The sequence below is a fragment of the Curtobacterium sp. VKM Ac-1393 genome (assembly GCF_015350995.1).
Lineage (GTDB): Bacteria > Actinomycetota > Actinomycetes > Actinomycetales > Microbacteriaceae > Curtobacterium.
Map to the genome: position 1 here is coordinate 239,086 of NZ_JADKRW010000006.1, position 21,826 is coordinate 260,911.

Below are 21,826 nucleotides of genomic sequence, written 5' to 3' on the forward strand. Positions count from 1 at the left end.
CCGTCGGCCCCGCCGTGCGCTCTGCGCGGCCGGTGACCCCAGCCGGCCACCACCGAGGAGAACCATGTTCCTGACCTACCTCAGGCGCGAACTCACGAACCGCAAGAAGCAGACCGTCATCATCGCGATCGGCATGGCGTTGGCCATCGCCCTCGTGGTCATCGTGTCCTCGATCGCGGGCGGCGTGAAGGCGGCCCAGTCGAGCGTGCTGCAGTCCGTGTACGGCGTCGGGACCGACATCACCGTCACGAAGACGACGACCCCGAGTGCATCGGGCTCCGGCCGGCCGAGCTTCGACTTCGGCAGCCAGAGCGGCGGCGACACCGACAGCAGCGGCTCGACGGACCTGTCGCAGTCACGCCTCTCGGTCGCACGTGGCACGAGCACGCTGAGCGCCGCCAACCTGACGACCGTCACCGACACCGACGGCGTGAAGGCCGCGACCGGTGTGCTGACCCTCGAGAACAGCACGTTCTCGGGCCAGGTCCAACAGTCCACCGACGGCAGCGCGGACAGCAGCAGCACGGACAGCTCCACCCAGCAGGGCCCGCCGAGCGGTGACTCCAGCCAGGGTGGCAGTGGCTTCGGTGGCGGTTCGTTCGACGTCGACTCGTTCACCGTGACCGGCATCCCGGTCTCCGGCGACGCCGTCGGGCCCCTGACCAGCACCGAGCTCACGAAGGGCCGCACCTTCACCGCGAAGGACGCCGGCAAGGACGTCGTCGTGCTGGATGCGTCCTACGCGAAGAGCGAGTCGAAGGCGGTCGGCGACACCGTCGACATCGGTGGCACCGACTTCGAGGTCATCGGCATCGTGAGCTCGACCGGTTCGTCGTCCACCACGGGTTCGAACACGTACGTCCCCCTCGACACCGCGCAGAAGCTGGCCGACCTCGACGGCAAGGTCACCTCGATCTACGTGTCCGCCGAGTCCTCGTCCGACGTCAGCGCGATCAAGACCGCGCTGCAGAAGAAGCTCACGAGCGCGACGGTCTCCACCGAGTCCGACCTGGCATCCAGCGTCTCCGGTTCCCTGAGCACCGCGTCGAGCCTCGTCTCGAACCTCGGCACCTGGCTGTCGATCGTGGTGCTGGCCGCGGCGTTCCTCATCGCCATCCTCTTCACGATCTCCGGCGTCACCCGGCGCACCCGCGAGTTCGGCACCCTCAAGGCCATCGGCTGGTCGAACGGCCGCATCACCCGCCAGGTCGCGGGCGAGTCGCTCGTGCAGGGCCTGATCGGCGGCGTCCTCGGCGCGGCCGCCGGCCTGATCGGCATCCTCGTGGTGAACATCATCAGCCCGACCATCTCGGCGAGCGCCTCGAGCACGACCGGCGGTGGCGGCGCAGGTGGTGGCGGTGGCATGCCCGGTGGCGCGGCGACCGCAGCCGCGGGCAGCGGCACGACGGGCGGCGCTCCGGCCGGTGGCTTCGGCGGCGGCGCGAGCACCGCGTCGACGACCGACGTGGTCCTGCACGCCCCGGTGACCGTCGAGGTCATCCTGCTGGCGATCGGACTGGCCATCCTCGGCGGCCTCATCGCCGGCGCGCTCGGCGGATGGCGCGCGAGCAAGCTCCGTCCGGCCGAGGCCCTGCGGAGCGTGGCCTGATGCCCGCACCGACCACCGGCGCGGTGCCGACCGCCGTACCCGCACCGACCCCGAGCACGCGACCAGAAGGAGTGACCGTGACCAGCACCGACACCGCAGCCGCCCCGGCGGAGGCGAGCCGCGCCTCCAGTCCGATGTACCGGCTGACGAACGTCAGCAAGACGTACAAGCAGAAGAACCGGACCGTCACCGCCCTGACGAACGTCGACCTGACGATCCCGCAGGGGCAGCTCGTGGCGATCCAGGGGCCGACCGGTGGCGGCAAGTCGACGCTGCTGCAGATGCTCGGGGCACTCGATCGGCCGACGGCCGGGTCGATCCACCTCGGTGGCGACCGCGACGTGGCGAAGCTCGGCGACGGCGCACTGACCGACCTGCGCGCGACCGAGATCGGCTTCGTGTTCCAGAGCTTCAACCTCATCCCCACGTTGACCGCGCTCGAGAACGTCGAGACGGCGTTCGCCGGGTCGCTGGCGAACCGACCGCGGGCCGAGGTCCGGACACTCGCCACCGCTGCGCTGCAGGAGGTCGGTCTCGGCGAGCGGCTCGACCACCTGCCCGCGGAGCTGTCCGGCGGGCAGCAGCAACGCGTGGCGATCGCCCGAGCGCTGGTGAAGAACCCGAGCGTGCTGCTGGCCGACGAGCCGACCGGGGCGCTCGACGAGGGCACCCGCGACGAGATCATGGGGCTCATCGAGAAGCAGTGGCGGGAGCGCGGCCTGACGGTGATCATCGTCACGCACGACTCGTGGGTGGCGAAGCGGGCCGAGCGGCGGCTGCACATCAAGCAGGGCCAGGTGCGCGAGGTCTGAGGCACCCGGCGAGGCGCACCGCCGCCGTTTCGCGCTGAGCGACGGTTCACGGTCCACCGGGCACGTGGACTGTCGCTCCGCGCGTGACCTCGCGGCCTGCCGGGTAGTCGCAGTACGCGAACCACGTCGAGTCCGGGGACCACGGCGGCACGTTGACCGTGCCCTGACCACCGTCGAGCACGACGAGGGTCTCCGGCACGACGGCGATCCGGGCGCCGCGGACGAGCACCCCGGGCAGCAGCCGCAGTTCGACGCGCTGGTCGGCCGGGTGACCCTGCACCCCCGGCTCGTACGACAGGTAGAGCAGGTGCTCCCCGTCCGGCGAGACGTGCGGGAACCAGTTCACCCGGTCGTCGTTCGTGATCCGGACCGGGTCGGTCGCTCTTGGCCGGAGTGCGACGAGCTGCGCGGTGCCCGGCGTGAACCGTTCCGAGTTCCACACGAGCACCTCGCCAGCGAACGAGACGCCGTCGTCCGGGTGCTCGTCGCGGGTCAGGAACGTCGGGTCCCCGGTGGCGGGGTCGACGAGCGCGACGTCGGTGGTCCAGACGCCAGCTTCGGTGCGCTCCCCGACGATCGCCGCGAGGGTCTCCCCGTCCGGGGCGATGCCGTGCAGGTAGAACTTCCGGACGACCGGCAGCACGGTGGTGACGTCGGTGAGGGTCGCCGCCGCGCCACCGGCCGGCACGGGGACCCGGTACAGGTCCCCGTCGCGACCGCTCACCACGACGGAGTTGCCCGAGGGGTCGAGCACGTGGTCGTTGTTGATCTCGGGGACGCCGGGCATCGGGACGCGCACGAGCGCGGTCTCGTCGAGGACGGCGTCACCGTCGCCAGGGAGCCGCAGCAGCCAGAGGTCGCCGTCGCCGTTCAGCACGATGGTGCCGTCGCGCAGCACGTTCGGTGCCTCCACCAGCACCGAGCGCGACTCGAACACCAGCCGCGATGTCCGCGACGCCATGTCGTACACGTGCACCCGGCTGGTCTGTCCCGGCAGCAGCTGCCGCCCGCGCGCTTCGCTCATGCGTCTCATCCTGCCCGCTGCCGCAGACTGGTTCACGAAAACGACAGATCCCCGCCGAACATCGGCGGGGATCTGTCGTTTTCGCGGAGCTGTCGCTTTCGCGGAGCTGGGGTCGAGTGACCCGCTACTTCACCGCACCGGCGGTCAGGCCGGCCACGAACTGGCGCTGCACGATGAGGAACGCGATCACCACGGGGATCGAGACCACGAGAGATGCGGCCATGATCTGGTTCCAGTACACGTTCGTCTGCGTCGAGTACTGCTGCAGACCGACCGCCAGGGTCTGCCCGTCGCCGTTGGTCATGACCGAGGCGAAGAGCACCTCGCCCCAGGCCGTCATGAACGAGTAGATGCCGACCGCGACCAGGCCCGGACGAGCCGAGGGCAGGATGACCCGGAACAGGGCACCCATCGGGCCGGAACCGTCGACCATCGCGGCCTCGTCGAGTTCACGCGGGATCGTCTCGAAGTAGCCGGCGAGCATCCAGATCGAGAACGGGAGCGTGAACGTCAGGTACGTGATGATCAGGCCGGTCCAGCTGCCGACGAGCTGGATGCCGAGCGAGTTCCCGAGGTTCGTGAAGATGAGGAACAGCGGGAGCAGGAACAGCACGCCGGGGAACATCTGGGTGGAGAGCACCGCGGTGGTGAAGGTGCTCTTGCCCTTGAAGTTCCAGCGCGAGACACCGTAGGCGGCGAACGTCGCGATGATCAGCGAGAACACCGTCGCGATGGTGCAGACCACGAGCGAGTTCACGAAGTACTTGCCGAGCGGCACCGTCGACCACATGTCGATGAACGGCTGGATGGTGATGTTCGTCGGGATCCACGTGAAGTCGTTCTGCACGTCACCGAGCGGCTTGATCGCCGTGGTGATCATCACGTAGAGGGGCACGACCGTGAACAGGGTCAGGACGACCAGGGTCACGACCTTGAAGGACTTGGCGCCGAATGTCTCACGCACGGACGGACCTCCGGTTGGTCACGGCGAGGTAGATGCCGGTGACGATGAGCAGGAAGATGAGGAGCAGGACGCTCATCGCGGCACCGGAGCCGAAGTTCCAGGTGATGAAGGACGCGTTGTAGATGTGGAAGCTCAACAGGTCCGCGGCCGGGGGCTGCGCGGTCGAGCCGAACAACACGAACGGCGTGTTGAAGTCGTTGAAGGTCCAGAGGAACATCACGAGCACGAGCGTCACGTTGACCGGACGGACCATCGGCAGCGTGATCGAACGCCACTGCCGGAACGGCTTCGCGCCGTCGACCGAGGCGGCCTCGTACACGTCGTTCGGCACGGACTGCAGACCGGCCATCAGCATCAGGAACGCGAAGGGCCAGGTCTTCCAGATCGCCACGACGACGACGGAGACGAACGCGTTCGACCCGATCAGCCAGAACGGACCGGTGCCGTTGAACAGGTGCAACTGGTCGACCAGGATGTGGTTCACGGCGCCGGAGTCACGCTGGAACATGAACTTCCAGGTGATGATGCCGGCGTACATCGGCAGCGCGTAGGGCACCAGGAACAGGGTGCGGAACAGCCCGCGGCCCCGGAAGGGCTTCTGCAGTGCGACCGCGGCGGCCATGCCGAACGTCCACGAGAGGCCGACGACCAGCACGGTGAACGCGCAGGTGATCAGGAACGAGTGCAGCACGCCCTTGCCGATCGCCTGGTCGAAGTCGACGACGACCGAGTAGTTGTGCAGTCCCGCGAAGGGTGCAGCGCCCCAGTTGGCGATGAAGTACTTGGTGAGCTGGATGAACGAGATCCAGATGCCGGTGAGCATCGGGACGATGTGGATGAGCAGCTCGAACAGGATGGCCGGCGCGACGAGCGCGTAGGGCAGCCAGTTGGTCTTGCGCTTCCGGCCTGGCGGACGGCCCGACAGCGTCGAGCCCTTCGTGTGCGTCAGGTCGATGCGCTCCGCATCGGGCAGGACCGTCGTGGACATGGGCGGGGGCCTTTCGGCAAGAGGGGGTTCGGGTGCTTCGCACTCCGGTCCGTGGCAGCGGACGGGAGGCACGGCGTGCGTGAGACGGAACGCTCACTGCCGACGGGTGGCCGGCTCTGGAGGTGAGGGGTGGAGGCCCGGGGCGTGCCTTGCGGACGCGCCCCGGGCCTCAAGGCCGGGTCAGCCGTTCGCCTGGGACACCTGGTCCTGGGCGGTCTGCAGCGCGGTCTTGATGTCGCTGTCGGACACGGTGCCGCCGGTGGCGATCTTGGCGAACATGTCGTTCATCGCCTTGCCGACGGTGGATTCGAACTGGTCCTCGGCGGGGACCAGCGGGAGGGGCTTGGCCTTGTTGTTGTAGATGTCGAGGAACGTCTTCGTCTGCTCGTCCGTGACCGAGTCGGCCGCGGCGGCGAGCACCGGGAGGGCCGAGTACGGCTTGTCGAGCGTGGTCTGCGTGTCCGCGCTCGTCATGTACTTGACGAACTTGAGCGCGCCGTCCTTGTTCTTCGTGTTCTTGAAGATCGACAGGTTGATGCCGGCCGGGAACGACGCGATGTCCGCGCCGTCAGCGGTGGTCGGGAACGGCACGACGCCGAACTCGTCCGTCTTCATGCCCTGCGAGGTGATGGTCGCGTTCGCGTTGTTCTGCGTCAGCATCATCGCGGCCTTGCCGTTCGCGAAGTCCGACACGGCCTGCGTGCCGTTGTCGTACTGCGCATTCGAGGTGTTGACGACCTTGTCGGACTGCATCAGGTCGAGGTAGCGCTTGATGCCGTCGACGTTGCCCTTCTCGGTGAAGGTGGGCTTGCCGTCCTTGTCGAACCACTCGCCGCCGTTCTGCGCCGAGGTGATGAACGCGAAGTGCGCGTTCTCGGTGTACGAACCACCGGCGATGGTGAAGCCGTACTTGCCACCGGTGGTGAGCTTCTTGGCGTCCGCAGTCAGGTCCTCCCACGTGGTGGGCGCCTCGACGCCGGCGGCCTTGAACATCGCCTTGTTGTAGTACAGGCCGTACGCGAGGCCGTAGAGCGGGACGCTCGTGACGGTCTTGCCGGGGGCGCCGCCGGTGGAGAGCGCGACCTTGCCGAACTTGTCGGCACCGCCGATCGCCTTCATCTCGGAGTCGCCGTACTCCTGGAACGCACCGGTCGCCTGGAGCGAGGTGGCCCAGGTGTTGCCGATGTTGACGACGTCCGGGCCCTGGCCCGAGGTGACGGCGGTCTGGATCTTCGTCTGCAGGTCGTTCCAGCCGATGACCTGGAGGTTGACCTTGATGCCCGTCTCCTTCGTGAACTTCTTGAGGACGGGGGTCAGCACCTCCTTGTCGTTCTGGAGCGACGTGCCCTGGTTGGATGCCCAGTAGGTGAGCGTCTTGGAGTCGCCAGCGGAACCGGACGAACCGGAAGAGCAGGCTGCGAGGCCGGTCACGGTGAGTGCGGCGGCCGCGGTGATGGCCAGTGCGCGGATGGCAGTGCGCATGACTCTCTACTTTCTCGTCGTTGAGATGGTGCAGGGATGGTGCAGGGATGGTGCTGTTCGGGTGCTGCTGTGGTGTGCGGGGCGGGCCCGGGCCGGTCAGGCCAGGGTCTGCTCCGCGGGGTCCCAGCCCTCTGGGAGGGTCTGGGAGGGCGACACGGTGCTCTCGACGAGCACCGCCTCGCCACGTTCTGCCGCCTCGGCGATGGAGACCATCACGTCGAGGACGTGGAAGGCGAGGGCGCCGGGGACCCGGTTCTCGTCGCCGGCGCGGAGCGAGCGGGCGAGGTCGACCACGCCGGTGCCGCGCGAGTAGGTGGAGCCGACCGCGGGGATCGTCTCGGGCTCGTCGGCACCGAGCGCGTACAGCTCGGTGTCGCCGTCGAAGTTGTTCGGGTCCGGGAACACGACGGTGCCGGTCTCGCCCGCGATCTCGACGACGCCCGTGCGACCGCGGTCCGACTCGAACGAGAACACGCTCTGCGCGCTCCCGCCGTCCTCGAACTCGATGAGCGCGGAGTGGTTCGTCGGCACGTCGACCGGGAACTCGGTGCCCGCCTTCGGGCCGGAGCCGATCGTGCGGGTGGCGCGGGACTTCGACGCCGTGGCCGTCACCTTCTTCACCGGACCGAACGTCTGCACGAGGGTCGTGATGTAGTACGGGCCGATGTCGAACAGCGGGCCGGCGCCGTACGCGAAGAGGAACTCGGGGCTCGGGTGCCAGGACTCCGGGCCGGGGCTCTGGAAGAGCGTCAGGCCGTTGAGGGGCTTGCCGATCCGGCCGTCGCGGATGGTGCGGAGCGCGGTCTGCAGACCGGCGCCGAGGAACGTGTCGGGTGCGACGCTGACGGTCTTGCCGGCGGCGCGTGCGGCGTCACGGAGCTGCGTCGCGCTCTCGCGGTCCAACGCGTACGGCTTCTCGCCCCACACGTGCTTGCCGGCGGCGAGCGCCTGCAGGGCGACCTCGACGTGGGCGGCCGGGATCGTCAGGTTGACGACGATCTCGATGGCGTCGTCGGCCAGGAGTTCCTCGACGGTGCCCGATCCGGCGACGCCCCACTTCTCGGCCTGGGCAGCGGCGCGCGGCAGGTCGATGTCGGCGATGAAGCGGACCTCGACGTCGGGGAAGACGGTCAGGTTCGACAGGTACTGGTCGGAGATGACCCCGGCACCGATGACGCCGACGCCGACGCGGCCGGTCCGGGTGGTGCTGGTGTCCTGGTCGTGGACGATCGTGTCGGTCATGCGCGGGCCCCCTCGAGGAACGTGTAGGAGTCGGCGACGGCCTGGAACACGTCGCCCTCGTGGCCGTCGAGCTCGACGACGTGCAGTGCGTCGGGCGCAGCGGCGAGGATCTCGCGGATCGGCATGATGCCGTTGCCGACGGCGACCTGCTTGTCGTCGTCGTGCGAGCCGTCGCCGTCCTTGACGTGCAGGAACTCGATCTTGTCGCCGTACTTGCCGATGATCGCCACCGGGTCGTCACCGCCGACCTTGACCCAGTAGGTGTCGAGCTCGAGCACGACGTCGTCGGACAGTGCGTCGGCGAAGACCTCGTAGGCGCTGACGCCGTCGATGCGGTTCGAGAACTCGAACGCGTGGTTGTGGTAGCCGAGGACCAGGCCGTGGTCGGCGGCGCGGGGGGCGAGGGCGCTCAGCTCGCGGGCGATGGCCTCGACGTCCTCGCGGGTGGTCCAGCGGGCCTCGTCGATGTGCGGGTCGATCAGGGTGCCGAGACCGACGGTGACGCTCGCGTGGAAGATGCGCTCGAGGTCCTGCTCGCCGGCGTCGAGCAGCCGTGCGTGGCCGCTCGGAGCGGCCAGGCCGGCATCGCGGAGCGCAGTGGCCAGTTCGTCGGCGTTGTCGACGAACCCGAACGCCTCGACGTTCGTGTAGCCGATGTCGGCGATGCGCTGGAGCGTGCCGGGCAGATCGGCCGAGAGGGCGTCGCGGACGGTGTAGAGCTGAACCGAGATCGGTTGGGTCACCAGGGGTTCTCCTCGTCGAGATGGTGGGGTCGTCACTGACCGATCGTCACACTATGACCACTTCTGTCGGCGGTCAAGCAGAAGTTCGAGGAACGTCGACGAACTTCGTTGCGTGGCGCGTTCGATGTGTGCTTCACTCCCCACATGGTCGACTTGACTCGGACGGCAGCGTCGCCTCCGGTCGGGACGAGCGAGCTCTTCCAGATCCTCCGCGACGGCGTGCCGCGGACCCGGGCGGAGCTCGCCGCACTGACAGGACTCGCACGCTCCACCATCGGCGTACGCCTGGACGCCCTCATCGAGGTCGGTCTGGTCGGCCCCGTGGACACCGCCGTCTCCACGGGCGGACGGCCACCGGCACAGGTGGCGCTGAAACCGCGCGCCCGGCTCGTGATCGCCGCCGACCTCGGCGCTTCGCACGGCCGTGTCGCCGTCACCGACCTGGTCGCCGCCCCGCTCGCGACCCGCGAAGCACGCATCGACATCGCCGCCGGACCGGTCGAGACCCTGTCGTGGCTGGTCGCCACCATCGACGAACTCCTCGACGAGGTCGGCCGCGCCCGACAGGACGTCATCGCCATCGGCATCGGTGTGCCCGGCCCCGTCGAGTTCTCCACCGGACGGCCGGCCAACCCGCCGATCATGCCCGGGTGGGACGGCTTCGACGTGCCGTCGTGGCTCCGCCAGCACATCGCCGCGCACGTGCTGCTCGACAACGACGTGAACATCGCAGCCCTCGGCGAGCGGGAGCACGGCTGGCCGGACGTCGACCACCTGCTGTTCGTCAAGGTCGCCACCGGCATCGGATCCGGCATCGTGTCGGACGGCGCGCTGCAGCGCGGGGCCCAGGGAACGGCCGGTGACATCGGCCACGTGCGGGTGTCCCGTGCCGGGGACATCCCCTGCCACTGCGGCAACACCGGATGCCTCGAGGCCGTCGCGTCGGGCCCGGCGATCGCCCGTGCGCTGCGCGCGAAGGGACACGACGCACACACCGGCGCCGACGTCCTGGACCTGGTGAACCGCTCCGACCTCGACGCGATCTACGCCGTGCGACAGGCGGGGCGCGACATCGGCGAGGTCCTCGCCACGTGCGTCTCCCTCATGAACCCGTCGGTGATCGTGCTCGGCGGATCGATCACGCAAGCCGGGGAGCACCTGCTGGCCGGTGTCCGCGAGGTCGTCTACTCCCGCTCGATGCCGCTCGCCACCGAGCACCTCGTCATCGCCCAGTCGCGTGCGGGATCGCTCGCAGCGCTGCAGGGCGCAGCGGCGCTGGCGATCGGCTACGCGCTCTCCCCCGCCGGGGTCGACGAGCTGGTCGCCTACGCCGAGGGGCGCGAGCTGGTCTCCTGACGTGCGCGACGCGTGAGCGCGTCGGTTTCGGTGTTGCCGGTGGTCGGGGGGACAATCGTCGGGTGACGATCGTGCAGCCCACCCTGTGGGGCGACCTGGACCCCGGCCTGGAGGCAGTGTCTGCCTCCGCCACGCCGGTTGCGGTCCCCGGGCGCGATGCGTTCACGGCCCTGCGCGGCCACACCGAGCGCATCGTCGCGCACTCCTCGGACCGCTTCGCCTGGCTCCGCGCCCGCGCGGCCGGCATCACCGCGACCGACGTCGCGCGGCTCGCCTCGCTGCACGCGGTCGAGGCCGTCGTGACCGAGAAGCGCTACGGCTCACGGTTCTCCGGCAACGCGTTCACCGAGCACGGCAAGGACCGCGAACCCCACATCGCCGCCTGGGTCGCAGCCACCCACGGCATCCAGCCCTCGGCGCACCTGTTCCACGCCGCCGCGAACCGGGCGCACCTCGCGACCCCGGACGGCGTCGGTGTCCAGGGCTCGCGGGTGGTGCTCGCCGAGATCAAGACCACCGCGAAGGGCTGGCGGAGCATCCCCCGGCACTACCTGCGGCAGATCTGGTGGCAGCAGTACGTGCTCGGCGCCGATCGCACCCTGTTCGTCTGGGAGCGCCACGACGGCTTCGTCCCCGTCGCCGACGAGCCCGAGTGCCGCTGGGTCGACCGTGACGACGACCAGATCCGTGGGCTGGTGCAGCTCGCCGACCTGGTGCTCGACAAGCTGCGCGACTTCCGTTCCTAGACCTTCACCAGTCGCAGGCGGCTCATCCCCACCACGAGGATGCCGAGCAGGGTGATCGATACCGCGATCCCCACCACGTAGATCGCGACGACGCCGTAGCCCTGCGCCGGGGCGAGGAACGGGTAGGGCACCCATCCGTCGGTCGCGCCACGGACGAGCACCACGGTGGTCCAGACCGCCGGGTAGAGCAGGAACCACCACACGTGCCGGAGCAGCAGCCGCGCCCGGTCCGAGAACAGCAGCCAGTCGAGCACCGCGTACACCGGGATGATCTTGTGCACGATGTCGTTCGACCAGGGCACCGAGGCCGACACGTTCACGCCCGTGAGCAGCGTGTTGTACACGATGCCGGTCGTCGCGATGTACACCGTGGCGGCACCACGGAGCACCGAGACGGCGAGGTCCGCACGCTTGCGACGGGCAGCGGCCACCAGCGTGACCCCGAGGGCCACGGCGACGATCAGGTTCGACTGGATCGTGAAGTAGCCGAAGAAGTTCCAGAACGAGTACGTGGGCGTCCGGGAGCTCTCGAGCCACTGCGCGACGACCGCGACGACGATGGCGATGACGGCGACGAGCCGGACCGAGTTCACGAAGGTGCGCACGGCACCACGCTATCGGCAGGTCGCCCCCGACATGCGGAAAGGGCCCGCACCGTTGCCGGTGCGGGCCCTCTTGCGGGTCAGGGACCCGGAGTCAAGCGACTCAGATGCTGTTGACGTCCAGCGGGATGCCGGGGCCGAAGGTCGTCGAGACGGCGCCCTTCATGACGTAGCGGCCCTTCGAGGAGCTCGGCTTGAGGCGGTTGATCTCCTCGAGCGCGGTCGAGATGTTCTCGTCGAGCTGCTCCGGCGTGAACGAGGCCTTGCCGACGACGAAGTGCACGTTGGCGTGCTTGTCGACGCGGAACTCGATCTTGCCGCCCTTGATGTCGTTGACGGCCTGCGCCACGTTCGGGGTCACGGTGCCGGTCTTCGGGTTCGGCATGAGGCCACGCGGGCCGAGCACCTTGCCGAGACGACCGACCTTGCCCATGAGCTCGGGCGTCGCGACGGCGGAGTCGAAGGACGTGTAGCCCTCGGCGACCTTCGCGATGAGCTCGTCGCCACCGACCTCGTCGGCGCCGGCTGCGATGGCGGCCTCGGCCGCTGCACCCGTCGCGAACACGATGACGCGAGCGGTCTTGCCCGTGCCGTGCGGCAGGATGACCGTGCCGCGGACCATCTGGTCGGCCTTGCGGGGGTCGACGCCGAGCTTCAGCGCGACCTCGACCGTGGAGTCGGTCTTCGCAGAGCCGGTCTCCTTGGCCAGGGCGACTGCCTCGGTCGGGGTGTAGAACTTGTCGGCCTCGATCTTCGCGGCCGCGGCTTCGTAGGCCTTGGACTTCTTCGCCATGGTGGTCTCCTTGCGAGATACGTGGTTGACGAGCCGGCGCGGCTCTCCCACGGAAAGGTGTCTGGGTGTGGGCCGGAGCCCGATCGGTGCCTAGGCCTCGACCGTGATGCCCATCGAGCGTGCGGTGCCGGCGATGATCTTCGCGGCCTGCTCGATGTCGTTGGCGTTCAGGTCGGCCTGCTTGGTCTCGGCGATCTGACGGACCTGGTCCATCGAGATCTTCGCGACCTTGACCGTGTGCGGGGTCGCGGACCCCTTCTGCACACCAGCAGCCTTCTTGATGAGCTCAGCGGCCGGCGGGGTCTTGAGGACGAACGTGAACGAACGGTCCTCGTAGACGGTGATCTCGACCGGCACGACGTTGCCACGCTGCGACTCGGTCGCCGCGTTGTACGCCTTGCAGAACTCCATGATGTTGACGCCGTGCTGACCGAGTGCCGGACCGATCGGCGGGGCCGGGTTGGCGGCCCCCGCGTTGATCTGCAGCTTGATCAGGCCCGTGACCTTCTTCTTCGGTGCCATGACTTGTCTTCCTCCTGGAATCGAACGCACGGGGATCCGTGCACTCTCCCGCTGGTCCGGCCGTTCCGGACCGCGGTGAAGGCCCACACGCACGAAGCGTGCGGGCCCAAACCCGTTCAGTGTAGTCGATCTCGGTGATCGCTACAGCTTGGTGATCGCTACAGCTTGGTGACCTGGTCGAAGCTGAGCTCGACCGGGGTCTCACGCTCGAACAGCGATACGAGGACGGTGAGCTTGCCGCTCTCCGGCTTGATCTCGGAGATCGAACCCGGCAGGCCCGCGAACGAGCCTTCCTTGATGGTGATCGTCTCGCCGACCTCGAAGTCGACCTCGGCCGCGGGCTGCGCCCGCAGGGAACCGCCGGACTTCGAGCCATCCTTGCTCGGGGCTGCCTCGGCGACCTGGACGAGGGACTTGAGCATGCCGAACGCCTCGTCGAAACGCAGCGGCGTCGGGTTGTGGGCGTTGCCGACGAAGCCGGTGACACCGGGGGTGTGACGGACGACCGACCACGAGTCCTCGTTGAGGTCCATGCGGACGAGCACGTACGAGGGGATCCGGACGCGGGTGACCAGCTTGCGCTGCCCGTTCTTGATCTCGACGACGTCCTCCATCGGGACCTCGACCTGGTAGATCGACTCCTCCATCGACATCGAGACCATGCGGTTCTCGATGTTCGACTTCACGCGGCGCTCGAAGCCCGCGTAGGAGTGGATGACGTACCACTTGCCCGGCTTCATCCGCAGCTCGACCTTGAAGGCCTCGTACGGGTCGACCTCGGCCTCTTCTTCGTCGTCCTCGGCGTCGATCGCTTCGTCGGCCGCGAGGGTCTCGTTCGCCTCTGCAGCGGTCTCGGACTCGAGTTCGATCTCTTCTTCGTCCTCGACCGCCTCGACGGCGGCCTCGGCCTCGTCAGCGGAGTCGATCTCGAGCGCGTCCTCGACGACGGCGTCGGCTTCGGGGTCCGTGGACTCCTGCAGGGCGGTCAGCTCCTCGTCGATGCCGAGCGACTCGTCGTCCTCGGACTCGACGGAGATCGCACGCTCCTCGGCGGACTCGGCGGAGCGCTCCTCGCCGGTCTCGACGTCGCCTTCCTGGTTCTCCTCGACTTCGGAGGACTGCTCGGCAGCCGTCGCGAGGTCGATGTCGTCGCGGGAGTAGTCAGACACAGTCGATTCTTTCCGTTCGGTGGTGCGGGTCGGGATGGCGGACGGGCCTGGTCACGATCGGCACCGTCTCGGGCGACCGTACTCCAAGGGGCCACCGCACAGGGCGGCCGACGTCCGGGTCAGGCCGTGGGCCCGTTGCCGAACACGTACCCGACGCCGAGACCGAACACGAAGTCGAGGATCGACACCAGGATCATCATGACGACGACGAAGACGAGCACGACGCCCGTGTAGCTGAAGAGCTCCTTGCGGGTCGGCGTGACGACCTTCCGCAGCTCGGCGATCACCTGGCGGATGAAGAGCACGACGGCAGCGATCGGACCACGGCGCTCGGCCCGGTCCTGCTTCGCCTTGGCAACGACGTCGTCCGCCGTTGTCTCCATGTCTTTGCTCGCCAACTTCTACCCTTCCAGAGTTGCAGGGCGGACAGGACTCGAACCTGCAACCTGCGGTTTTGGAGACCGCTGCTCTACCAATTGAGCCACCGCCCTTCAGAGCACGTCCGTCACCGATCGTGTTCCGGTGGTCGAGTGTACGGGAGTCCGTCACACGGTGTCCACTTGGCCCACTGCACGGCGTGCCGCGCCGATAGGCTGGGACCCGTGAGCACCGCAGCCCCCGGCCCCGAGTCCACCGCAACCCCCGCCGCCGCGCCGACCGATCGGCCGCGCATCGCGTCCCGCATCGCGGCGATCGCCGAGTCCGCGACGCTCAAGGTCGATGCGAAGGCCAAGGCGCTCAAGGCCGCCGGCCGGCCTGTCATCTCCTTCGCCGCCGGCGAGCCCGACTTCGCCACGCCCGACCACGTGGTCGTCACCGCCGTCGAAGCCGCGCAGGACCCGAAGAACCACCGGTACACGCCCGCGACCGGCCTGCCCGAACTGAAGCAGGCCATCGCCGAGAAGACCGCCCGCGAGTCCGGCATCACCGTCGACCCGTCGCGGGTGATCGTCACCAACGGCGGCAAGCAGGCCGTCTACCAGGCGTTCCAGACGATCGTCGACGACGGTGACGAGGTCCTGCTCCCCGCTCCGTACTGGACCACCTACCCCGAGGCGATCCGCCTGGCCGGCGGCGAACCCGTCGAGGTCTTCGCCGGCAGCAACCAGGGGTACCTGGTCACCGTCGAGCAGCTCGAGGCCGCACGCACCCCCAAGACGAAGGCGCTGCTGTTCTGCTCGCCCTCGAACCCGACCGGCGCCGTGTACACCGCCGAGCAGACCAGGGCCATCGGCGAGTGGGCGCTCGAACACGGCATCTGGGTGATCAGCGACGAGATCTACCAGGACCTGGTCTACGACGGCCTGCGCTTCACGGGCATCCTCGACGCCGTGCCGGCCCTCGCCGACACCACCATCCTGGTCAACGGCGTCGCGAAGACCTACGCGATGACCGGCTGGCGCGTCGGGTGGTTCATCGGACCGGCCGACGCGGTCAAGGCAGCGTCGAACCTGCAGTCGCACCTGTCGTCCAACGTGTCCAACGTGTCCCAGCGCGCCGCGATCGCCGCGCTCACCGGCCCGCAGGAACCGGTCGCCGCCATGCGCGAGGCCTTCGACCGCCGGCGCCAGGCCATCGTCGCGGGACTCAACGCGATCCCGGGCTTCGTCACGCCGACACCGCAGGGCGCCTTCTACGTCTACCCCGACGTCACGGCGCTGCTCGGTCGCGAGTGGGCGGGCTCGACCCCGACGACCACGCTCGAGCTGGCCGACCTGATCCTCGAGCACGCCGAGGTCGCGGTCGTCCCCGGAGAGGCCTTCGGTCCGTCCGGCTACCTGCGCCTGTCGTACGCCCTCGGCGACGACGACATCGCCGAGGGTGTCGCCCGCCTGGCGGCGTTCTTCGCGTAGTCCCCGAGCTCAGTCGAGCAGGTCGCCGACCACCACGGGCTCCGGCACGAGCGAGACCCCGAAGCGGTTCAGGACGGTCACCTGCACGTACCGCGCGAGCTCGGCCAACTGGGCAGCGGTCGCCCCGCCCCGGTTCGTCAGCGCGAGGGTGTGCTTCGAGGAGATCGCCGCGTGCGACCCCGGGACGCCGTACCCGCGGTGCACCCCGGCGTGCTCGATGAGCCAGGCAGCACTGAGCTTGACGTCGTCACCGGCGGGCCACCGCGGCGCCTCGGACGGCAGGGTCTCGGCGAAGGCGGCGGACACGATCGGGTTCGTGAAGAACGACCCGGCACTCCAGGTGTCCCGGTCGTCGGCGTCGAGGACCATGCCCTTGGTCGCGCGGAGCCGCAGGACCTCGTCGCGGACCGTCGTCGGCTCGACGAGTGCGCCGAGGTCGACCCCGAGCGACCCGGCGAGCTGGGCGTACCGGACCGGCACGCCGTGCTCCCCCGCTGTGCCGAGCCGGAACTCGACCGTCAGCACGACACCGCGGCGTCCGTGCTTGAGGGTCGACGTGCGGTAGCCGAGCGCCAGCTCGGCCGCTGGTACCCACGTGCGCTCCCCCGTGACCGCATCGAGGAAGTCGACGCGGGTCAGCACGTCGGAGAGCTCGACCCCGTAGGCGCCGATGTTCTGCACGGGGGCGGCACCGACCGTGCCCGGGATGCCGCTGAGGGCCTCCAGGCCGGTCCAGCCGTTCGCGACCGTCGTCGCGACGAACGCGTCCCAGGGTTCACCGGCCGCGACGCGGACGGTGACGCCGTCGGCGTCCGGCTCGGCATCGACGCCCGTGGTGCGCACGAGCACGACGGTGCCGTCGAAGCCGGAGTCGGCGACCAGGACGTTGCTGCCGCCACCGAGGACGAGCCACTCGTGGTCGTCCCACGCGGTGCGCGTGTGCGCGACGAGCTCGCCGGTGGTCGTCGCCGTGAGCAGCCGCGCAGCCGGACCGCCGACGCCCAGCGTCGTGAGGTCGGCGAGTGCCTGCACCACGGTCAGCGGAAGGCCACCGTGACCTGCGCCTTGCCGAGCACGGTCTGCCCGGCGGCGGTCACGGTGAGGTCGATGCGCTTCGGGCGGCCGTCGTCGTCGACGGTGCCGACCTTCGCGACGATGCCGACGGTCGCGCCCTGCTCGGGGTCGACGACCACGAGGCGGGTGAAGCGGACGCCGTAGCCCGCGACCCAGCCGCTGTCGCCGAGCCACTCGGACACCGGTTGGACGGCGAGGCCCATCGTGAGCATGCCGTGTGCGAGCACCCCGGGCAGACCGACCGACACGGCGACGTCGTCGCGGTAGTGGATCGGGTTGAAGTCACCGGAGGCTCCGGCGTAGCGGACGAGCGAGTCGCGGGTGATGTGCACCTCGCGCTCGACGACGACCGTGCCGACCTCGAGCGCGGTGGCGGGTGCGGCGGTCATGCGTCGTCTCCTCGGACCACGAGGGTGGAGGTCGCCGTGACGACGTGCTCTCCCGTGGCGTCGTTCATGGTGCTCTGGGCCGTGACCATCGCGTTGCCGCCGAGCGTCTTCACGCTCGTCACGGTCAGGGTGGCGGTGAGTTCGTCGCCGGCGACGATCGGCCGGTCGTAGGTGAAGGACTGTTCGCCGTGCACGACACGGGAGAAGTCGATGCCGGCGTCCGGCTCGGCCAGGAGCTGGGCGAGGGTCGCTTCCTGCACGACGACGGCGAACGTCGGCGGGGCGACGACGTCGGCGTACCCGGCCGCGCGTGCGGCATCGGGTTCGTGGTGGACGGGGTTGGTCGCGAACACCGCACGCGAGAACTCGCGCACCTTCTCGCGACCGACCAGGTAGGGCTGGGCCGGCGGGAACGTCCTGCCGACGAGCTCGGGGTTCACTGACACGTCCGCAGTCTACCGACGCCCGTCCGGGGGCATGTCGTCCATGAGGATGCATCGGATAGGCTGCTCGGAGCCGGTTCGGGGGAACCGGCGGTCCGGCATCGGTTCCGGACTCCGGGGATGGGGAGACACATGGACACCACCAGGCACTTCGCCGTGCACACCGGTGACCGCTGCACCGCGATGGAGGTCGCCGGCGCGGCACTCCGCACGGCGGGACACCGCGTCGAGTCGACCGGCGGGACGCTCACCGCGACCACCGGCAACCTGCTGCTGACGATCCTGCTCGGGGCGCTCGTGCACCCCGCGCACGAGTTCCGGCAGTACGAGCTGTCGACGACCGTCACGGGGACCGCCACCACGATCACGCTGCGGCACACCGGGCACGGCACGGCGGTCGCGGGCGGGAGCATCGGCGCAGCCCGACGACGAGCGGCGTGGCACGACGTGAACTCGGCGCTGGAGCGCGCCCTGCGTGCAGCCGGGGTCCTCCAGGCCCGGACGGACGTCGGGGCGCACCCCGCGCTGTAGACCCGGTCACGGGACGGACGGGAGGCCCGGGGCGCGGCCGCCACGCGCCTCCCGTCCGAGACGCCGTCGTGTCCGCAGCACGCCCCCGAGTCCGCGAGACGCCGTCGAATTCGGAGGCGTCTCGCGATGGCCGAGGCGTCTCGCCCAGACGACGGCGTCTCGCGACCGCAGAACGAGCGGGGCGAGCACGACGAGCACGACAGCCCCGGGAACGACGAAAGCCCGGCGAACAGATCGCCGGGCTTGCTGTAGCGAGGGCGGGACTTGAACCCGCGACCCCACGATTATGAGTCGTGTGCTCTAACCAACTGAGCTACCCCGCCAGAGATCCGGAGCGACACGCGCACCGGGTCGGAGCCCCGAGTCAGGATTGAACTGACGACCCCCTCCTTACCATGGAGGTGCTCTACCACTGAGCTATCGGGGCGATGTGCCGCGAACGGCACCACACGAGGATAGCAGAACCCCGACGCTGCTCCGGAACCGGACGAGACGCCCGGGCGTGCCGCGCCTCGGACCGCTAGTTCGCGTTGGCCTCGAGCCACGCCAGCGGGTCCACCGGGACGCCGTCGACGTGCACTTCGAGGTGCAGGTGCGGGCCCGTGGAGTTGCCCGTGCTGCCCACGAGACCGAGCTCGTCGCCGACCTCGATCTGCTGCCCGGTGACCACCTTGAAGGAGTTGTCCTCCATGTGGCCGTAGACGCTGACGAACTGCTTGCCGTCGACGTCGTGCTCGACCCACACGTCGTTGCCGAAGCCGCCGTCGTTCGCCTGCACCTTGATGACGGTGCCGGCGGCGATCACGCGGATCGGCGTGCCCTCACCGGGGGCGAAGTCGACGCCCATGTGGTTCGTCGAGCAGAACGAGCACCCCGCGACCTGGCGCCCGCCGAAGCCCGAGGTGATCGGGACACCGGTCAGGAACGGCCACTGGATGGTGCCGGTCGGGTCGTTGGTGAAGCTCGAGGCGTCGACGTTCGCGTACTGCGTGGCGTCGGACACCGTGTACTGGTCGCGGGTGGTCGACCCGTCGGCTGCGGCGGCGACGCTCATCGACTGGGTCGCACCACTCGCCGTGGGCCGGGCCGCCGTGGAACCGGTCTCCGGCACGTAGAGCGCCTTCGCCGGCAGCGACGTCGAGACGACGAGCCCGGCGACGAAGAGCAGCGCACCCACCGCCGTCACGCGCGAGGCGGCACGGCGGAACGATGCACCCTGCTTCGGGGTGGTGGGGATCGGCTTCGACGCGGCGGCGATGTGGCGGCTGGCCCGGTCGACCTGCACGGCTGCCGCGGCCTGACCCGTGCGACGACGGGACGCCGGCACCTGACCGAGGACGCGACGGGCCTGGGCCGACGCCGACGGTGCGGCGACGGGAACGGTTGGCGATGCGGCGACGGTCCGCGGTGCGGTCGCCCGGACGTCCGGCGACGTGGGAGCCGGCGGCGTCGTGATGCGCGACGCCGGACGGACCGCCGACTCGGGCAGCGCGGGCGACGCCGGCGCGAGGTCGATCGGGGACACGGGAGCAGCGGCGGACGACGGCGTGGTCAGCCCGACGACCTCGTCGAACGACGGCCGTGCGGTGCCGGCGGGAGCGACGTCCTGCGTGCGGTGCTGCGTCACCGGAGCACCCTGCACAGCCGCTCGCTCCGCCTCGATCCGTGCTCGTCGGGTCAGGTGGACGACCGGGGTGGCGGCGTCGACGGAACCGGTGGGGACGGACGTCAGTGGGGAGTGGGGCATGCGTGCGGTGGCGATCCTGATCGGAGAAGGGGCCCGCTCGTTGGTAACGAGCAGATAACGGGACCTGAGCACGGTAGCAAAGGTCGTCGCACGTCGCCAGTCGTGGTCACGTCCTCCAGGGACCCCCAGACAGAGGGGGCGACGGGCTCAGACGTCGAGCACCTCGGCCTCGAGACCACGGACCAGGGCCTCGAGTTCGTCGGCCACCGCGGGGCTCGCGAACAGGAAGGAACGGGTCCCGCCGGCCTCCCAGATGCGGATGGAGGCCCCGGCCTCGTGGGCGACGACGGAGCCGCCGGCCATGTCCCACGGGTTGATCCCCCGCTCGTAGTAGGCGTCGACGACACCGGCCCCGACCGCACAACAGTCGAGCGACGCCGCTCCCCCGCGGCGGATGTCACGGACCTCGCCGATGAGTCCGGCGAGCACGGACACCTGCTCGCGGCGCCGGTCCGCGGTGTACCCGAAGCCGGTGGCCACGAGGGTCTCGGCGAGCGAGGCCGGATCGCTCACGGTCAGGGGGACGCCGTCACGGGTGGCACCCTGCCCGGCAGCCGCACGGAACACGACACCGGTCGCGGGGGCGACGACGACCCCGGCGACCTGCTCCCACGTCGTCGGGTCGTCGGTGCCACGGACGACGCCGATGCTCACGCCGTACTCGGCGCTGCCGTACAGGTAGTTGACGGTGCCGTCGATCGGGTCCACCACCCACGTGATGCCCGAGCCGCCCGAGGCGGACCCGGACTCCTCGCCGTGGAACGCGTCGTCCGGTCGGGCCTCGGCGATCCGGCTGCGGATCAGCGCCTCGACCTCGCGGTCCGCCGCGGTCACGACGTCGACGATGCTCGACTTCCGGTCGGCGACCTCGACCCCTTCGCTACGGCGTCGCGCGGCGAGCGTGGCCGCTTCACGCGCGATCGACTCGGCGAGGTCGGCGAACTGGGACGGTGTGCGGTCGGATGCCATGCACCGATCCTGCCAGGGACGACGAAAGCCCCGTCCGGGTTGGACGGGGCTTTCCGATGGTGGCAAGTGAGGGATTCGAACCCCCGAAGGCTACGCCGGCTGATTTACAGTCAGATCCCTTTGGCCGCTTGGGTAACTTGCCATGCGCACCCAGCCGGTGTGATCACCAACCGAAGGCGCGCACAAAAGCATAGCGGATCCGGAACGGTGGTCGTGACCACCGTGAGCCGATCCACGCGCCTGGAACCGGGCCTCCTGTCCGCCGTTAGGCTGTCCGGCATGGCAGACAGTTCCTTCGACGTGGTCAGCAAGGTCGACAAGATGGAGGCGGAGAACGCCCTCAACCAGGCCGCCAAGGAGATCGAGCAGCGGTACGACTTCAAGGGCGCGGACGCATCGATCGCGTTCAGCGGCGAGGACGTCCTCATCAAGGCGAACTCCGAAGAGCGTGCCAAGGCCGTCCTCGACGTCCTGCAGAGCAAGGCGATCAAGCGCAACATCAGCCTGAAGAGCCTCGACGCCGGCGACCCCTACCCCTCGGGCAAGGAGTACCGCATCGAGGTCAAGTTCAAGAACGGCATCGAGCAGGACGTCGCGAAGAAGATCGGTGCCTTCCTGCGCGCCAACGCGGCGAAGAGCGTCAAGAGCCAGATCCAGGGCGACGAGCTGCGGGTCTCCTCGAAGAGCCGCGACGACCTGCAGAACACGATCCAGCTGCTCAAGGGTGAAGAGTTCGACGTGCCGTTGCAGTACATCAACTTCCGCTGA

The 21,826-nt window shown here is 69.4% G+C and carries 23 protein-coding genes and 4 tRNA genes; 7 read left to right on the forward strand and 20 right to left on the reverse strand.

Features of this window, described 5'->3' with window-relative positions:
• The first annotated feature begins 64 nt into the window (after positions 1-64).
• Positions 65-1,609 (forward strand): ABC transporter permease, encoded by a 1,545-nt coding sequence (locus ITJ59_RS14675; protein WP_194652041.1) that lies wholly within the window; start codon positions 65-67, stop codon positions 1,607-1,609.
• Positions 1,610-1,743: 134 nt separating this feature from the next.
• The gene (locus ITJ59_RS14680; protein ID WP_194652181.1) at positions 1,744-2,421 is read left to right on the forward strand and encodes an ABC transporter ATP-binding protein; all 678 of its coding nucleotides are present in this window, start codon (positions 1,744-1,746) and stop codon (positions 2,419-2,421) included.
• Between the two features lie 46 nt (positions 2,422-2,467).
• Here ITJ59_RS14680 and ITJ59_RS14685 read toward each other — a convergent pair whose 3' ends face one another.
• The 6 genes from ITJ59_RS14685 to ITJ59_RS14710 all read right to left on the reverse strand — a co-directional run bounded on the left by ITJ59_RS14685 (position 2,468) and on the right by ITJ59_RS14710 (position 8,864).
• Entirely contained in the window at positions 2,468-3,445 is a 978-nt protein-coding gene (locus ITJ59_RS14685) for a TolB family protein (protein WP_194652042.1), read from the reverse strand.
• 124 nt (positions 3,446-3,569) lie between these two features.
• On the reverse strand, positions 3,570-4,409 hold the full coding sequence (locus ITJ59_RS14690; RefSeq protein WP_194652043.1) for a carbohydrate ABC transporter permease: 840 nt from the start codon (positions 4,407-4,409) through the stop codon (positions 3,570-3,572).
• Positions 4,402-5,397 carry a carbohydrate ABC transporter permease gene (locus tag ITJ59_RS14695; RefSeq protein WP_194652044.1) on the reverse strand — a complete coding sequence of 332 codons (996 nt, stop codon included), beginning with the start codon at positions 5,395-5,397 and terminating at the stop codon, positions 4,402-4,404. The genes ITJ59_RS14690 and ITJ59_RS14695 overlap by 8 nt, the downstream gene beginning before the upstream one ends.
• Positions 5,398-5,577: 180 nt before the next feature.
• Positions 5,578-6,879, reverse strand: a complete 1,302-nt coding sequence (locus tag ITJ59_RS14700; protein ID WP_194652045.1) for an ABC transporter substrate-binding protein — start codon at positions 6,877-6,879, stop codon at positions 5,578-5,580.
• Between the two features lie 96 nt (positions 6,880-6,975).
• On the reverse strand, positions 6,976-8,121 hold the full coding sequence (locus ITJ59_RS14705; RefSeq protein ID WP_194652046.1) for a Gfo/Idh/MocA family protein: 1,146 nt from the start codon (positions 8,119-8,121) through the stop codon (positions 6,976-6,978).
• On the reverse strand, positions 8,118-8,864 hold the full coding sequence (locus ITJ59_RS14710; protein WP_194652047.1) for a sugar phosphate isomerase/epimerase family protein: 747 nt from the start codon (positions 8,862-8,864) through the stop codon (positions 8,118-8,120). Before ITJ59_RS14710 ends, ITJ59_RS14705 begins: the two co-directional genes overlap by 4 nt.
• Positions 8,865-9,008: 144 nt before the next feature.
• Here ITJ59_RS14710 and ITJ59_RS14715 point away from each other — a divergent pair, with 144 nt between their 5' ends.
• Together ITJ59_RS14715 and ITJ59_RS14720 are read left to right on the forward strand one after the other, a co-directional pair.
• Entirely contained in the window at positions 9,009-10,220 is a 1,212-nt protein-coding gene (locus ITJ59_RS14715; protein WP_194652048.1) for an ROK family transcriptional regulator, read from the forward strand.
• Between the two features lie 62 nt (positions 10,221-10,282).
• On the forward strand, positions 10,283-10,966 hold the full coding sequence (locus tag ITJ59_RS14720; protein WP_194652049.1) for a YqaJ viral recombinase family protein: 684 nt from the start codon (positions 10,283-10,285) through the stop codon (positions 10,964-10,966).
• Here the strand turns inward: ITJ59_RS14720 and ITJ59_RS14725 are convergent.
• From ITJ59_RS14725 to ITJ59_RS14750, 6 genes are all read right to left on the reverse strand, one after another.
• Positions 10,963-11,571, reverse strand: coding sequence for a Pr6Pr family membrane protein (locus ITJ59_RS14725; protein WP_194652050.1), 609 nt, complete (start codon positions 11,569-11,571; stop codon positions 10,963-10,965). The genes ITJ59_RS14720 and ITJ59_RS14725 overlap by 4 nt on opposite strands.
• Positions 11,572-11,671: 100 nt before the next feature.
• A complete protein-coding gene (gene rplA, locus ITJ59_RS14730; protein WP_123292110.1) occupies positions 11,672-12,361 on the reverse strand; it encodes a 50S ribosomal protein L1 in 690 nt (229 codons plus the stop codon).
• 90 nt (positions 12,362-12,451) lie between these two features.
• The gene (gene rplK, locus ITJ59_RS14735; protein ID WP_022906459.1) at positions 12,452-12,883 is read right to left on the reverse strand and encodes a 50S ribosomal protein L11; all 432 of its coding nucleotides are present in this window, start codon (positions 12,881-12,883) and stop codon (positions 12,452-12,454) included.
• A 158-nt stretch (positions 12,884-13,041) separates the two neighbouring features.
• Positions 13,042-14,052 (reverse strand): transcription termination/antitermination protein NusG, encoded by a 1,011-nt coding sequence (gene nusG / locus ITJ59_RS14740; RefSeq protein ID WP_194652051.1) that lies wholly within the window; start codon positions 14,050-14,052, stop codon positions 13,042-13,044.
• 119 nt (positions 14,053-14,171) lie between these two features.
• Positions 14,172-14,435: a preprotein translocase subunit SecE gene (gene secE / locus ITJ59_RS14745; protein ID WP_416354875.1), complete on the reverse strand. Its 264-nt coding sequence runs from the start codon at positions 14,433-14,435 to the stop codon at positions 14,172-14,174.
• A gap of 35 nt (positions 14,436-14,470) precedes the next feature.
• Positions 14,471-14,543: transfer RNA gene (locus ITJ59_RS14750), tRNA-Trp, on the reverse strand.
• A 180-nt stretch (positions 14,544-14,723) separates the two neighbouring features.
• Here ITJ59_RS14750 and ITJ59_RS14755 point away from each other — a divergent pair.
• Positions 14,724-15,905, forward strand: a complete 1,182-nt coding sequence (locus ITJ59_RS14755) for a pyridoxal phosphate-dependent aminotransferase (protein WP_194652182.1) — start codon at positions 14,724-14,726, stop codon at positions 15,903-15,905.
• 9 nt (positions 15,906-15,914) lie between these two features.
• On the opposite strand, the gene ITJ59_RS14760 is transcribed toward ITJ59_RS14755, so the two are convergent.
• The 3 genes from ITJ59_RS14760 to ITJ59_RS14770 are packed head-to-tail and all read right to left on the reverse strand — an operon-like array spanning position 15,915 to position 17,814.
• Complete coding sequence (locus ITJ59_RS14760; RefSeq protein ID WP_194652183.1) at positions 15,915-16,946, reverse strand: UDP-N-acetylmuramate dehydrogenase; 1,032 nt, start codon at positions 16,944-16,946, stop codon at positions 15,915-15,917.
• Entirely contained in the window at positions 16,943-17,368 is a 426-nt protein-coding gene (locus ITJ59_RS14765; protein WP_194652053.1) for a MaoC/PaaZ C-terminal domain-containing protein, read from the reverse strand. The genes ITJ59_RS14760 and ITJ59_RS14765 overlap by 4 nt, the downstream gene beginning before the upstream one ends.
• Complete coding sequence (locus ITJ59_RS14770) at positions 17,365-17,814, reverse strand: FAS1-like dehydratase domain-containing protein (protein WP_194652054.1); 450 nt, start codon at positions 17,812-17,814, stop codon at positions 17,365-17,367. The genes ITJ59_RS14765 and ITJ59_RS14770 overlap by 4 nt, the downstream gene beginning before the upstream one ends.
• Before the next feature lie 129 nt (positions 17,815-17,943).
• Here ITJ59_RS14770 and ITJ59_RS14775 point away from each other — a divergent pair, with 129 nt between their 5' ends.
• Positions 17,944-18,342 carry a hypothetical protein gene (locus ITJ59_RS14775; RefSeq protein ID WP_194652055.1) on the forward strand — a complete coding sequence of 133 codons (399 nt, stop codon included), beginning with the start codon at positions 17,944-17,946 and terminating at the stop codon, positions 18,340-18,342.
• A 249-nt stretch (positions 18,343-18,591) separates the two neighbouring features.
• Here ITJ59_RS14775 and ITJ59_RS14780 read toward each other — a convergent pair.
• The 5 genes from ITJ59_RS14780 to ITJ59_RS14800 all read right to left on the reverse strand — a co-directional run bounded on the left by ITJ59_RS14780 (position 18,592) and on the right by ITJ59_RS14800 (position 21,200).
• A tRNA-Met gene (locus ITJ59_RS14780) sits at positions 18,592-18,665 on the reverse strand.
• Positions 18,666-18,697: 32 nt separating this feature from the next.
• Positions 18,698-18,769, reverse strand: a tRNA-Thr gene (locus ITJ59_RS14785).
• A gap of 93 nt (positions 18,770-18,862) precedes the next feature.
• On the reverse strand, positions 18,863-20,089 hold the full coding sequence (locus ITJ59_RS14790) for a peptidoglycan DD-metalloendopeptidase family protein (RefSeq protein ID WP_194652056.1): 1,227 nt from the start codon (positions 20,087-20,089) through the stop codon (positions 18,863-18,865).
• Between the two features lie 147 nt (positions 20,090-20,236).
• A complete protein-coding gene (locus tag ITJ59_RS14795; RefSeq protein ID WP_194652057.1) occupies positions 20,237-21,058 on the reverse strand; it encodes an inositol monophosphatase family protein in 822 nt (273 codons plus the stop codon).
• A 57-nt stretch (positions 21,059-21,115) separates the two neighbouring features.
• Positions 21,116-21,200: transfer RNA gene (locus tag ITJ59_RS14800), tRNA-Tyr, on the reverse strand.
• A gap of 137 nt (positions 21,201-21,337) precedes the next feature.
• Here ITJ59_RS14800 and ITJ59_RS14805 point away from each other — a divergent pair.
• Complete coding sequence (locus ITJ59_RS14805) at positions 21,338-21,826, forward strand: YajQ family cyclic di-GMP-binding protein (protein ID WP_194652058.1); 489 nt, start codon at positions 21,338-21,340, stop codon at positions 21,824-21,826.

Bases quoted from the DNA above. Each gene is read 5' to 3' on its own strand.
- secE (WP_416354875.1), bottom strand. From the start codon at position 14,435: ATGGAGACAACGGCGGACGACGTCGTTGCCAAGGCGAAGCAGGACCGG.
- ITJ59_RS14705 (WP_194652046.1), bottom strand. From the start codon at position 8,121: ATGACCGACACGATCGTCCACGACCAGGACACCAGCACCACCCGGACC.
- ITJ59_RS14790 (WP_194652056.1), bottom strand. From the start codon at position 20,089: ATGCCCCACTCCCCACTGACGTCCGTCCCCACCGGTTCCGTCGACGCC.
- rplK (WP_022906459.1), bottom strand. From the start codon at position 12,883: ATGGCACCGAAGAAGAAGGTCACGGGCCTGATCAAGCTGCAGATCAAC.
- ITJ59_RS14765 (WP_194652053.1), bottom strand. From the start codon at position 17,368: ATGACCGCCGCACCCGCCACCGCGCTCGAGGTCGGCACGGTCGTCGTC.
- rplA (WP_123292110.1), bottom strand. From the start codon at position 12,361: ATGGCGAAGAAGTCCAAGGCCTACGAAGCCGCGGCCGCGAAGATCGAG.
- ITJ59_RS14775 (WP_194652055.1), top strand. From the start codon at position 17,944: ATGGACACCACCAGGCACTTCGCCGTGCACACCGGTGACCGCTGCACC.
- ITJ59_RS14680 (WP_194652181.1), top strand. From the start codon at position 1,744: ATGTACCGGCTGACGAACGTCAGCAAGACGTACAAGCAGAAGAACCGG.
- ITJ59_RS14700 (WP_194652045.1), bottom strand. From the start codon at position 6,879: ATGCGCACTGCCATCCGCGCACTGGCCATCACCGCGGCCGCCGCACTC.
- ITJ59_RS14715 (WP_194652048.1), top strand. From the start codon at position 9,009: ATGGTCGACTTGACTCGGACGGCAGCGTCGCCTCCGGTCGGGACGAGC.
- ITJ59_RS14795 (WP_194652057.1), bottom strand. From the start codon at position 21,058: ATGGCATCCGACCGCACACCGTCCCAGTTCGCCGACCTCGCCGAGTCG.
- ITJ59_RS14695 (WP_194652044.1), bottom strand. From the start codon at position 5,397: ATGTCCACGACGGTCCTGCCCGATGCGGAGCGCATCGACCTGACGCAC.
- ITJ59_RS14685 (WP_194652042.1), bottom strand. From the start codon at position 3,445: ATGAGCGAAGCGCGCGGGCGGCAGCTGCTGCCGGGACAGACCAGCCGG.
- ITJ59_RS14805 (WP_194652058.1), top strand. From the start codon at position 21,338: ATGGCAGACAGTTCCTTCGACGTGGTCAGCAAGGTCGACAAGATGGAG.
- ITJ59_RS14675 (WP_194652041.1), top strand. From the start codon at position 65: ATGTTCCTGACCTACCTCAGGCGCGAACTCACGAACCGCAAGAAGCAG.